Here is an 11,788-nt window from a genome sequence, read left to right as displayed (position 1 = left end):
GGGGAAATCCTACGGGGAGATGTCGAAACGTCAGGCCAGGCCGCGGCGGGCCGACATTGCCGCCGATACCACCAGATAGAAGCCCATCATGATGGTCATCATGTCCCAGGCCGACAGGGCGGGCGCCAGGTTCAGCTTCTCCGCCGCCGCCCAGAGGAACAGCATGCCCTGCAGCACCCAGAAGCAGACCGCGCCCGTCTGGGAAATGGTCTGGCGCATCAGTTCATCGGCCCTGCGCCAGACCAGCAGGTTGTAGGCCGTCTGGGCCAGGAAGGCGGCGACGACGGCCAGCATGACGGCCGAGGCGACGGGGAACGGCAGCGGGTCGTACAGCACCGCGGCGGCGACCGGCCCGGCCATCATCGCCCCGGCGAGAAACAGGACCAGGCCCTGCTGCCGGTAGAAGGACGCCTGACCGGCTGTCGCCGGCCGATCGCCGTCCGGATCCATCATCCGACCAGCGGCGCGGCGATTGAGGCTGACCAGGCCGATGATCAGGCCCAGCGCCATCAAGGAGATGGCGATCACCACGGCGGCTTCGTCGGACCACCCCATGGACGCGACATCGATGACGCCGGTCTTGATGAGCTTGCCGACGGCAAACCCCACCGCGCCGCCGAAGACGAGGCCGAGGCAGACAAGGATGCTCCTCACGGTGAGGCGGCGGGTGGTGGCTGTTGAAGAGGTCATTGGGACTCTCCGTCGTCAAAGATGGTTTCGATGGACTGGCCGAACAGTCGGCCGATCTTGAAGGCCAGGGGCAGGCTGGGGTCGTACTTGCCTGTCTCGATGGCGTTGATGGTCTGGCGCGAGACCTCCAGCCGGTCGGCGAGGTCGGCCTGGCTCCAGTCGCGCTCGGCGCGCAGGACCTTCAGGCGGTTCTTCACCGGTACCTCCGCGCCACGAAGAACTGGGCCAGACCCTGAGCCCCGCAGAACAGCGGGAAGGCGAGGTAGGTCTGGAAGTGCGGCAGCACGTCGGCGTTCTCGAGGAAGCCCCAGACGGTGGTCAGCGTCAGGGTCGCGCCGATGCCCCAGAGCATGGATTCGACTGTGACGGCGCGGGTGAACTCGTCTTTCTCCTCGAGGAGATAGAGCCCCATGACCACGATGCAGCCGACCACCGGCAGCGCCGGCGCCACGGCCAGGGCCCAGAGGAGCGGGCCGGTGGGCGTCAGGGTGCTGATGGCCCAGAGCGTGGCGGACAGGACGATCACGTAGAGGACCATCACGGGGACGAACCGGCCCAGGTAACGGCGCATGGCGGGGCTGGCGGGATTGATGCGGTTCATGACCTTGCCTCCCTAGCGATTGCGCAACCACCACGCCGCCCAGGCGATGGTGTAACCGACGAAGGCGAAGACGATGGGGATCAACAGGCCGGTGGCCATCAGGCCCGCGTCGCCGGGGAACAGGGCGAACTGGCGCAGCGAGAAGTCGGGTTCGAGGGCGAACAACAACCCCAGCAGGCCGCCGGCCACGGCCAGGCCGCCCGATCCACCCCAGTACCAGCCGGTCTTGTGGGCCTCCTTGACCGCCTCATCGGCTTCCTTCCACCAGCGCTGGCTGGCGTGAATCGAGCCCATGGAGACTGCGAAGCCGACGACCGCCATGATCGTGGTGACGACACTGGTCTCCATGCTCAGCGAGGCGAAGGCGAGCACCAGCCCGGCGGCGGCGCCCATAAAGGCCAGCATCAGCTGCTTGCGGCTGCGCTGGGCGCGGCCCTCGCCGGGGGATGATTTCGGCATGTCGAACGTCCTTGTCCTTGTGACAAGGATGCTTGTCTCATCGAGTCAGTCGCCATGTCAAGCGACCTAGACATTACGTCTAGTTCACCTGACAGGCCGACAGGCTATTTCCAGACCTTGAAGTGTTTCGACAGCTTCAGCCCCTGGCGCAGGTAGTGCGAACCGTCCTCGCCGTAGAGGCGGGTCGGGCGGGCTGTGAGCGGCTCGTACACCAGCCGGGCGACGGTCTGGCCGTCCTCCAGCAGGAAGGGAGTCTCGTGGCTGCGCACCTCCAGCACCCCCTTGGAGCCGACGGAGTCGGTTTCCGAGGTGCCGAAGCCGGGGTCGAAGAAGCCGGCGTAGTGGACGCGGAACTCGCCGACGGCCGGGTCGATGGGGGTCATCTCGGCGGCCTGCAGGACGGGGATCTCGATGTCGTCCTTGGAGGCCAGGATGTAGAACTCGTTGGGATCGAGCAGCAGCTCGCCCTTACGCGGCTCCAGCGGCTCCCAGAAGTCGCGCGGGTCGTGGCCGTCCTCATGGTCGAGGTCGATGACCCCGGCGTGGCGGCGCCCCCGGAAGCCCGCCATGCCGGCCGACAGATCGACGCCGACGCTGCGGGTTTCGAGGATCTGAGGCTTGCCGCGCTTGAGGCGCAGCTGGTTCAGGCGCGTGCCCGGGCGGACCAGGACCGAGAAGGTCTGCGGCGCGATCTCCAGGTAGAGCGGGCCGTGATAGCCTTCGACGACGTCGTCGAAAGCGTGGCCGTGGTCGGTCAGCAGGCGGACGAAGACGTCGACCCGGCCCGAAGAGCTCTTCGGGTTGCCGCGCGCCGAGACGCCCGGCGGCAGGGCCAGGCTTTCCTGGATCTCGGCGATATAGACGCAACCGCGCTCGAGCACGGCGCCGCCGCGGGTGAGGTCGAGTTCGTGCATCGAAACGTCGGCGATCCGGTCGAGCACCTTGCGGCGGCCCGGCAGGAAGGAGGCGCGCACGCGCCAGACCCGCAGGCCCAGGCGCAGGTCCAGGCTGGCCGGTTGGACCTGGTCAGCATCGAACGGGGTAAGCGAGGTGATGGCGCCTTGCGCGACCAGATCCTCGATGGATTGGCAGGGAAGAATCCCCGCGGACGGTGTTTCTGTCATCGTCGAACCACATTCGCCGCGCGCGGGGCCGGTTGCAAGGGAATCTTCGGGAGCCTCGAACGCGGGTTATCGAAGCGGCGATCATTATACCTCGACCGTCACACCTACGGAAAATGGGGTGCATCGGCCAGGATTCCGCAAAAGCCCTTGTGGCGTGGGCCTTGGCGTTGATCTTGAGCGCGGGATTGTAGGCGCCCGCGTAGGCGCCACGTAGGCGCCGGCGCGGGGATTGTTGACACCGGGCGCCAACCTGCGCGCCACGCCGATCCGCCAGCCGGCGCGGAGGCCGCCAGAGGGCCCCGAATATGTCTAGACATATTCGTTAAGTGACTGATTTATCGTATATTTTATCGTTCAGTGGTGGGACTTGTGCCCGCCAGCCCCCTGCCCCAGCACCCAGACGCCGGCCCCGACGCCGAACAGCAGAATGGCGTCGGTCAGGCTGGTGGTGGCGCTGAAGCTGACCGGCGAGAACCGGCCGATGGGGTCGGCCAGGATCAGCAGGACGAAGTTGAGGATTCCGAACAGGGCGAGGATGGCCGCGAACACGCGGAAGATCGTCGTCAGGGGCAAGGTGTGGCTCTCCGGCAAGGGGAAGTACGCACGCTACGTTAACCTCAACGCCGCCTCGCCGAACAGGGTTCCGCCGACGGTGTCGGGCAGCCGACGGTCAGCTGCGGGCGATCGCGCGCTCGGCCTTCAGCGCTTCGGCCAGTTCCCAGTCCATCGCCCTTTGCGCCGCTTCAATGATGGTCAGGTCGATGACGTCGCGCTGGGCGTGGCTGCCGCCGAACCGGGCCGCGCCGTTGCGGGCCGGAAGCAGAAGGTCGATGCTGCGGTTGTAGTCGCCGAGACCGAAGGCCTCGATGCCGCGGGCGATCGGCAACCCTACTTCGCGGGCGACGAGCGCCGGCTCGCCCTGCCCCGCCGCGGCCGCTTCCAGCGCCGCCAGGACAGCGCCTGCCTCGTCGCGCCGGTCGGTGGCGGCGAAAGCCATCATCGCGTGGGCGTCGTCGAAGGCATACTGGCCGTGCGGCTGCTTCTCGTAGAGGTCGGCGAGATCGTCCCAGCGGCCGCCGACATCGGCCTTCATCAGGTTCATCCGCCACAGCAGCCCGGCCGCATCGACCATATCGAAGGCCAGGTCGGACCGGTCGCCGAAGATGGGGCCGTCGAAGGCTTCCAGCGCTCCGTCCGTGTCGCCCAGGCCCAGGTGGAACAGGGCCGTATGCCACCAGTTGTGGACGGCGAAGAAGCTGCCTTCGGTCCATTGGGCGGTGTCGGCGCGCATGAAGGCGAGGCCCTCCTCGCGCCGGTCCTGCATCTCCATCACATGGGCCACCGCGTGGCGGGCCCAACCGTTGCGCGGCTCCAGCTCCAGGGCCAGGCGGCCGGCCGCCTCAGCCCGGGCGTAGGCGCCAGTCTCCTCAAGCCCGAAGGCCAGCATGCCCTGGATGGCGTGGTAGCCCGGCATGTCCCGCGTCCAGACGCCGGTCACCCGGGCGATGCGGTCGCGAAGCATGCGGGCGTCGCCGCGCAGGAAGTCCAGGGTCTGGCCGATCTGCAGGGCGATGATGTCGCGGGGCTCGGCCAGCGAGAGGTCTTCGAGGATCGCCGCCGCCCGGGCAATATCCGCCGGCTCTTCGAGCAGCGCGGCGAGGGCCGCGCGATGCTGCACGCCCCAGCCCCCGCTTTCGGTCAGGCCGTTGGCTGCCTCAAGACACCGCCGCGCGACCTTCACGGCCCTCGGGTTGGACCCGAGGACGTGCATGTAGCCCTTGAGCACATGGGCCATCAGGAAGCCCGGACTGTCGGCGATCGCCGCGTCGAGCAGGGCGACGGGATCGCCGGCATAGCGGTTGTAGGCGGCGACGGCCTCGTCCCAGAGGTCGACGGCGTTGCGGCTGGCCCCGGTCAGATCGACGCCATGGCGGTCCTTGATGATCATGGTTCCACCTTGCAGCCGGACTGACACCTCCTTCAACAGAAGTTTGGCCCCCTCAGGGTTGCCCACGGCGCCCCGATGCGGTTCAAGCGCGGCAAGACGAAGGAGCCTCCCCATGGCCGATGACCCCAAGAGCTGGCAGCCGGCCACCAAGCTGATCCGCGGCGGGCTGAACCGCAGTCCGTTCGGCGAGACCTCCGAGCCGATCTACCTGACCCAGAGCTTCGTCTACGAAAGCGCCGGGGCCGCCGACGCCCGCTTCGCCGGCGATGATCCGGGGTTCGTCTACAGCCGCTACGCCAACCCCACGACCCAGATGTTCGAGGAGCGGCTGGCGCTGCTGGAAGGGGCCGAATTCTGCCGCGCCGTGGCCAGCGGCATGGCCGCGGTGCATGTGGCCCTGACCGGCCTGCTCAAGGCCGGCGACCATCTGGTGGCGGGCCGGGCGCTGTTCGGCAGCTGCAACTGGATCGTGGCCAACTGGCTGCCGCGTTTCGGGGTCGAAACCACCTTCGTCGACGCGACGGACCTGGAGGCCTGGGAAGCGGCCATGCGGCCCAACACCAAGGTGGTGCTGGTCGAGAGCCCGGCCAACCCGCTGCTGGAGGTCACCGACATCGCGGCGGTCTGCAAGATCGCCCACGCCGCCGGCGCCAAGGTGGTGGTCGACAACGTCTTCGCCACGCCGATCTTCCAGCAGCCCCTGAAGCTGGGGGCCGACGTCGTCGTCTATTCGGCGACCAAGCACATCGACGGCCAGGGTCGCGTCCTCGGCGGCGCCATCCTTGGCGACTTCGCCCTGATGGACGAGGCCTACCGCGACATCCTGCGCCACACCGGCCCGGCGATCAGCCCGTTCAATGCCTGGGTGCTGCTCAAGGGGCTGGAGACGCTCGACCTGCGGGTCCGCCGTCAGACCGAGACGGCCGCCGTGCTGGCCGACGTCATTGCCGACCACCCGGTGACCAGGTCCGTGCGCTATCCGGGCCGGGCCGATCACCCGCAAGCGGCCGTCGCGCGCAGCCAGATGAGCGGGTTTGGCAACCTGCTGGCTTTTGACCTCGGTTCGCGTGAGGCGGCATGGCGATTCCTCGACGGGTTGAACCTCGTCGACATCAGCAACAATCTGGGTGATGCCAAGTCCATGGCGACCCATCCGTCGACCACCACGCATCGCGCGATGCCCGAGGAGAAGCGGCTCGAAATCGGGCTGACCGAGGGTTTTGTGCGGATGAGCGTGGGGCTGGAAGATGTGGCCGACCTGACGAGGGACATCGTTCAGGCGTTGGATGCTGCATGAGACCGATACGGAAGCGCGGAACCACGGATAGCCCGGTCTATGAAGCCCGCACCCGCGACGTCGTCGTTCGGGTGAAGGCCTCGTACGAGCCGGCCCATTCGGATCCGATCGAGAACAAGTACTTCTGGAACTACACGGTCGAAATCGAGAACCACGGCGCCGAGACGGTGCAGCTGGTGTCCCGCCGCTGGGTGATCACCGACGCCCGCAACCGGCAGGAAGAGATCCGCGGCCGCGGCGTTGTCGGCGAGCAGCCGATTCTCAAGGGCCGCGAGGCCTTCCGCTATGTCTCTGGCTGCCCGCTGGACACGCCGTCGGGCCTGATGAGCGGGGCCTACCAGATGGTCACCGACGACGGCGAGGCGTTCGAAGCAGCGATCCCCGAGTTCTCGCTGCACCTGCCGGGGGCTTCGAAGAAGCTGAACTAGTCGTCGTTGCGGGTTAGAAACTTCTTGAGCAGCCACGCCGCGCCGTACCGGATCGTCAGGATGACGGCGAGTATCGGCAGAGCCAAAGTCGCCTCGACGCCGTTCATCCCGGACCACTTCAGGAGAAACCAGATGAAGGGCAGCACGACCGCCGCCCACAGCGGCCAGGACAGCCAGGCCGGTGGCTGGAACCGCATGTCTACCCAGATCATCCCGGCAACGCCCAGGACGGCATAGGCGATCAGGGCGTAGACCGGCCACTCCACGCCGTTACTGCGCCACGGCGTCCGGATCGATGGCGTAGACCCGGCTGCAGTATTCGCAGGTGACGCGGATCTTGCCGTCGTCCTCGACCATCTCGGCCTTCTCTTCGTCGGAGAAGCTGTCGATCACCGTGGCGATGCGGTCTTCCGAGCAGCGGCAGAAGGCCTTGAGGGCATGGGGTTCGAACACCCGCACGCCGTCCTCGTTGAAGAGGCGCCACAGCAGGGTCTCGGACGACAGAGTCGGGTCGACCAGTTCGTCCTCGCCGGTGGTCTGGAACAGAGCCTGGGCGCGGGTCCAGACGTCCTCGGTCGAGCCACGGGCGTCGTCGCTGGCGATGTTCTGGATCATCAGGCCGCCGGCCCGCCAGGTCAGGCCCTCGCCGGTGTCGATCTGGCCGACAGCCAGGCGGACGCGGGTCGGGGTCTGTTCCGACTGGGCGAAATACTGCTCGGCGCAGAGGGCAAGGGTTTCGCCCTCGATCTGGGTGATGCCCTGGTAGCGCTCCATGTCCTCGCCCTGGTCCACCGTCATGATGAACAGGCCATCACCCAGCAGGGTGCGGGCGCCGGGGCGGATGAAGCCCTTGCCGGCCTCGGCGACGCGCTCGGGGTCGAAACGGCAGTAGCCACGGAACTGGCCGGTCGTGTCGTAGTCGCAGACCACGTAAGAGACCGGCCCATCGCCCTGGGCCTGGACGATCAGCCGGCCCTCGAACTTCAGGCTGGAGCCGACCAGGGCGGCCAGGGCGCAGGCCTCGCCCAGCAGGTTGGCCACCGCTTCCGGATAGTCGTGCCGGGTCAGCACCTCATGGATGGAGGCGCCGAGCCGGGTGATGCGGCCGCGAACCGGCCAGCCTTCGATCTGGAACGAGGCGACGAGGTCGTCGGGAATGGGAGCTTGGGTCATGAGCGGGTCTAGATAGGGGCTCACGCGAGAAAAGCGAGAGGCAGACGGCGAGGCACAGGTTTCAGCTCTCCGCCCTTGGGGCGGAGGACCGTTTTGGAGCCTTGGCGACAAAACAGGAGGCGGGACTTCCACCGGCGGATGGGCAGGGAGGCCGCCGCCGCCGGCGTGTAAGGGAACGCGCTAACCTTCCAACGCCGGTGGGCCCGCCTCCTGCTTTCTCGCTAAGGCTCGAAAGCGGTCCTCCGCCCAAAGGGCGGAGAGCTTGGAGGTCTGCGCACTTTGTGGTGCGGGCTAACGACCCTTCCACTGCGGCGCGCGCTTTTGCGCGAAGGCCATCGGCCCTTCGACGAAGTCCTCGGACTTGAACAGCGCCGCCACGGCCGGGTGCTTGAACTGCTCCTTGATCGCCGATTCCAGCGACGGGGCGTCCAGGCCGTTCATCACCGCTTCCTTGGAGGCGCGGATCGACATCGGGCTGCATTCGCTGATCATCGCGGCCCACTTCTTGGCCTCCGCCATCAGGTCGGCGGCCGGGACGACGGCGTTGACGAAGCCCAGCGCTTCGCCCTCCGCGGCCGAGACGCGGCGGGCGGTCAGGATCATGCCCATGGCCCGCTTGACGCCGATGGTGCGCGGCAGACGGTGCAGGCCACCGGCCAGGGCGGCGAGGCCGACCTTCGGCTCGGGCAGGGCGAAGACGGCGGTGTCGGCGGCCAGGATAATGTCGCAGGCCAGGGCGATCTCGAACCCGCCGCCCATGGCGATGCCGTTTACCGCCGCGATCAGCGGCTTGTTGAGGTCGAAGCGGCTGGTCAGGCCGGCGAAGCCCGAAGGCGGGCTGCCCATCTTGCCGCCGCCGGCCTGGTGCTTGAGGTCGTTGCCGGCCGAGAAGGCGCGGTCGCCGGCCCCGGTGACGATGCCTACCCACTGCTCCGGATCGGCGGCGAAGGCGTCAAACGCCTCGTGCAGCTCGAAGTGGGCCGGCGAATGGAGGGCGTTCATCACCTCCGGCCGGTTCAGCGTGAAGATGGTGACCGGCCCTTCGCGGTCGACCTTGATGTATTCGTAGGCCATCGGCTTGCTCCCTTGTTGGGCGCCAGCAAGCCGGGCTTCCGCGACGTCCGTCAATCGATGAGCGTCAGTTCCCGCACGTAGCGTTTCCAGTTCTCGACGTAATGGTGAGCCGAGGCCTCGAGGACGCGGGCCTGTTCCGGGCTGACGTCGCGGACCACCTTGCCCGGCGCGCCCATGACGACGCTGTTGTCGGGGATCTCCTTGCCCTCGGTGATCAGGCAGTTGGCGCCGATGAGACAATTCCGCCCGATCTTGGCGCCATTGAGGATAATCGAGCCGATGCCGATCAGGCTGCCGTCGCCGATCGTGCAGCCGTGCAGCATGACCAGATGGCCGACCGTGACATTGGCGCCGATATTCAGCGGCACGCCGAAGTCGGCATGAAGAACAGAGCCGTCCTGGACGTTCGAATTCTCGCCGATAGTGATGGTGTCGGTGTCGCCCCGGCATGTGGCGCCCCACCAGACGCTGGCGTTCTTCTTGAGGATCACGTCACCCATGACCGAAGCACTGGGGGCGATCCAGTATTCGCTGTTTTCAGGCAGAGTCGGACGGCGATCGCCCAAAGCATAAACAGTCATCCGTCCACCCCGTATATTGCCAGAAGGCGCTTGCTTAACCGCTCATAAACCAAGTTACCCTCATCCTAGTCGGGCGATTCGAGGGGGCCAACAAAGCTCTGTCGAACCTGTCGTGACCGATCTCGGCCACGTGCTCCGACGATGGAGACCTGGGTGTCGCGTTACGAGTCCTGGCGGTATCCCCCGCCCGAACACTGCAGTGAAAGCGGACCACCCGGCCGCGCAAGCGACTCCATCATTCCTGTGCCGACCCGAGGGCGCGCCGTTGTGGCGACGCCCTTTTTTCTTGCCCCTGTGGAGGCCTGATTCATGACCAAGCGAGCCCTCAAGCGCGTTGCCCGCGAAGGCGCCTTTGATGCCGGTCAATTCGGAGATGACAGCAAGATCCGCCGTCTTCCCGTCGGATCCGGCTGGTCGCCGCTCGGAGGGCATGGCCAGGAGGACAGGGACCAGGGGTACCTCAAGACAATAAAACCCAAGTCCGAGGGTCAGAAGGCCCTGATGGAGGCCATCGACAGCAAAAACCTGGTCATGGCGCTGGGCCCGGCCGGCACCGGCAAGACCTACATCGCCATTTCCAAGGCCGTTGAGGCGCTGGAGGCCGGCAAGGTCGGCCGCATCGTGCTGAGCCGCCCGGCCGTCGAGGCCGGCGAGTCCATCGGCTATCTGCCTGGCGACGTCGAGGACAAGCTCGCCCCCTATCTGCGCCCGCTTTACGACGCCCTGTCGGACCGCCTCTCCATGAAGCGGGTCAAGGCGCTGATCGCCGAGGGCCTGATCGAGATCGCCCCGGTCGGCTACATGCGCGGCCGCACGCTGAACAACGCCTTCGTGGTCATCGATGAGGCGCAGAACTGCACCTATGTGCAGTTGAAGATGCTGCTGACGCGCCTCGGCTGGCATTCGACGATGGTGGTGACGGGCGATCCGGCCCAGTCGGACCTGCTGCCGACCCTCTCGGGCCTGGCGGACATCTCCGAAAAGCTGGAGTCGGTGGGCAATATCTCGGTCGTCCGCCTCGCCGACCGCGACATCGTCCGTCACCCCCTGGTGGCCGAGATGCTCGGGGTCATCTGATTTTTAAACGCGTTACAGAAATTTCGTGAGCTTACCCTGCGTCCGGCTTGTCACCTCGCCGGACGCAGCGCTTACTTCCGGGCAAAGGCCCTAAGAGCCACGGGAGATGCGCCATGCCGGACGGCTTCATCCTGGAGATCGAAAAGCAGGTCGGCATCCCCGTTGCCGCCCGCCGCGAGCCAGAGGCCGGCGCCCAGGCCTGGCCCGAGGGGACGATCATCGTTTCGGCCGACAGCCACATGCTGGAGACCGACTGCTGGATCGACCGCTTCCCCGACGACCTGAAGGACCAGGCCCCGCGCATGGTCTTCAAGGACGGCGGCTGGGACCTCTCCATCGCCGGCAAGTCGATGACCCCGCCCGAGATCGCCGCCGGCCTGTGCGAACAGATGGAGTGCTATCCGGGCCTGACCGACCTGGAGACGCGCTTCCGGGACCTCGACATCGAGGGGGTGACGCGCGAGCTGATCTTCCCGCAACGCCTGTTCGGCCTTTTGATGTTCGGCGAGCTGACCAACCGCAAGGAGGTGTTCGGCGCCTACAACGAACATATCGGCGAGGTCTGCGCGGGGTCAGGCGGACGGCTCTATCCGGTGATGATTCCCAACTACTGGGACCCCGAGGCCGCCGCCGCATCGGTCCAGCGTTGCGTTGAGCTCGGCGCCGCCTGCCTGATGATCCCGATCAAGCCCGGCAAGTTCGAGAATGGCCGCACCATCCACTACAACCACGGGGCCATGGATCCCTTCTGGACGGCGGTCGAGGCCAGCGGCCTGCCGCTCGCCTTCCACATCGGCGAGGCCATCCCGACGGCGGAGCCCGGGGCGGTCGGCGTCTCGGTGCTTACCCAGATGCAGGGCTTCCGCCACAACTGGGGTCAGCTGGTGTTCGGCGCGGTGTTCGACCGCTTCCCGGGCCTGAAGTGCGTCTTCGTCGAGGGGGGCCTCAGCTGGATCCCCGGCATGCTCCATGACGCCGACATGATCTACAACAGCTTCCCGACCTCGATCTCGCCGAAGCTGAACCACCCGCCCAGCTGGTACTGGCGCAACCACTGCTACGCCACCTTCATGACCGACCCCGTTGGCCTCGAGATGCTGCACCGGATCGGGGCCGAGACGGTGATGTGGTCCTCCGACTACCCCCACCAGGAAAGCACCTTCGGCTACAGCCGCAGCGCCATCGATGCGGTTTTCGCGGCGGTCGGGGTCGAGGATGCGCAGAAGATCCTGGGCAAGACGGCCATGAGCCTGTTCCGGATGACCCGGCCCCTGACCGCAACGCCCTTGCGGGCTTGAGGTAGCCGGCGTTAGCGGCCACTCTCCGCGCCAAATCA

The 11,788-nt window shown here is 66.9% G+C and carries 15 protein-coding genes; 4 read left to right on the top strand and 11 right to left on the bottom strand.

Annotated elements, in window-relative coordinates; translation table 11 throughout:
• Positions 1-30: 30 nt before the first annotated feature.
• The 7 genes from AC2YG9_RS15600 to AC2YG9_RS15570 all read right to left on the bottom strand — a co-directional run bounded on the left by AC2YG9_RS15600 (position 31) and on the right by AC2YG9_RS15570 (position 4,822).
• Positions 31-690, bottom strand: a complete 660-nt coding sequence (locus tag AC2YG9_RS15600) for a hypothetical protein (RefSeq protein ID WP_487298902.1) — start codon at positions 688-690, stop codon at positions 31-33.
• Positions 687-887 carry a helix-turn-helix transcriptional regulator gene (locus AC2YG9_RS15595; RefSeq protein ID WP_487298901.1) on the bottom strand — a complete coding sequence of 67 codons (201 nt, stop codon included), beginning with the start codon at positions 885-887 and terminating at the stop codon, positions 687-689. Before AC2YG9_RS15595 ends, AC2YG9_RS15600 begins: the two co-directional genes overlap by 4 nt.
• Complete coding sequence (locus tag AC2YG9_RS15590) at positions 884-1,291, bottom strand: hypothetical protein (RefSeq protein WP_487298900.1); 408 nt, start codon at positions 1,289-1,291, stop codon at positions 884-886. The genes AC2YG9_RS15595 and AC2YG9_RS15590 overlap by 4 nt, the downstream gene beginning before the upstream one ends.
• Positions 1,292-1,303: 12 nt before the next feature.
• Complete coding sequence (locus AC2YG9_RS15585; RefSeq protein ID WP_487298899.1) at positions 1,304-1,750, bottom strand: hypothetical protein; 447 nt, start codon at positions 1,748-1,750, stop codon at positions 1,304-1,306.
• A 104-nt stretch (positions 1,751-1,854) separates the two neighbouring features.
• On the bottom strand, positions 1,855-2,874 hold the full coding sequence (locus AC2YG9_RS15580; protein ID WP_487298898.1) for a 2'-deoxycytidine 5'-triphosphate deaminase: 1,020 nt from the start codon (positions 2,872-2,874) through the stop codon (positions 1,855-1,857).
• A gap of 354 nt (positions 2,875-3,228) precedes the next feature.
• Positions 3,229-3,447 (bottom strand): hypothetical protein, encoded by a 219-nt coding sequence (locus AC2YG9_RS15575; protein ID WP_487298897.1) that lies wholly within the window; start codon positions 3,445-3,447, stop codon positions 3,229-3,231.
• A 97-nt stretch (positions 3,448-3,544) separates the two neighbouring features.
• Positions 3,545-4,822, bottom strand: a complete 1,278-nt coding sequence (locus tag AC2YG9_RS15570; RefSeq protein ID WP_487298896.1) for a tetratricopeptide repeat protein — start codon at positions 4,820-4,822, stop codon at positions 3,545-3,547.
• A 112-nt stretch (positions 4,823-4,934) separates the two neighbouring features.
• Between AC2YG9_RS15570 and metZ the strand changes: the two genes are divergently transcribed.
• Both metZ and apaG read left to right on the top strand, forming a co-directional pair.
• Complete coding sequence (gene metZ / locus AC2YG9_RS15565; RefSeq protein WP_487298895.1) at positions 4,935-6,119, top strand: O-succinylhomoserine sulfhydrylase; 1,185 nt, start codon at positions 4,935-4,937, stop codon at positions 6,117-6,119.
• Positions 6,116-6,547: a Co2+/Mg2+ efflux protein ApaG gene (gene apaG / locus AC2YG9_RS15560; RefSeq protein WP_487298894.1), complete on the top strand. Its 432-nt coding sequence runs from the start codon at positions 6,116-6,118 to the stop codon at positions 6,545-6,547. The genes metZ and apaG overlap by 4 nt, the downstream gene beginning before the upstream one ends.
• Here the strand turns inward: apaG and AC2YG9_RS15555 are convergent.
• The 4 genes from AC2YG9_RS15555 to AC2YG9_RS15540 form a co-directional block, all read right to left on the bottom strand.
• A complete protein-coding gene (locus tag AC2YG9_RS15555; RefSeq protein ID WP_487298893.1) occupies positions 6,544-6,813 on the bottom strand; it encodes a hypothetical protein in 270 nt (89 codons plus the stop codon). The two genes, apaG and AC2YG9_RS15555, sit on opposite strands and share 4 nt — an antisense overlap.
• 4 nt (positions 6,814-6,817) lie before the next feature.
• Entirely contained in the window at positions 6,818-7,720 is a 903-nt protein-coding gene (locus tag AC2YG9_RS15550; protein ID WP_487298892.1) for an Hsp33 family molecular chaperone, read from the bottom strand.
• Between the two features lie 291 nt (positions 7,721-8,011).
• Complete coding sequence (locus tag AC2YG9_RS15545; RefSeq protein WP_487298891.1) at positions 8,012-8,794, bottom strand: enoyl-CoA hydratase-related protein; 783 nt, start codon at positions 8,792-8,794, stop codon at positions 8,012-8,014.
• 50 nt (positions 8,795-8,844) lie between these two features.
• Positions 8,845-9,375: a gamma carbonic anhydrase family protein gene (locus tag AC2YG9_RS15540; RefSeq protein WP_487298890.1), complete on the bottom strand. Its 531-nt coding sequence runs from the start codon at positions 9,373-9,375 to the stop codon at positions 8,845-8,847.
• 309 nt (positions 9,376-9,684) lie between these two features.
• On the opposite strand from AC2YG9_RS15540, the gene AC2YG9_RS15535 reads away from it, so the two are divergent.
• A complete protein-coding gene (locus AC2YG9_RS15535) occupies positions 9,685-10,452 on the top strand; it encodes a PhoH family protein (RefSeq protein WP_487298889.1) in 768 nt (255 codons plus the stop codon).
• A gap of 113 nt (positions 10,453-10,565) precedes the next feature.
• Complete coding sequence (locus tag AC2YG9_RS15530; RefSeq protein WP_487298888.1) at positions 10,566-11,750, top strand: amidohydrolase family protein; 1,185 nt, start codon at positions 10,566-10,568, stop codon at positions 11,748-11,750.
• Positions 11,751-11,788: the final 38 nt, after the last annotated feature.

The sequence above is a fragment of the Caulobacter sp. SRI_014 genome (genome assembly GCF_057586315.1).
This window is presented reverse-complemented; position numbering and strand designations above follow the sequence as displayed.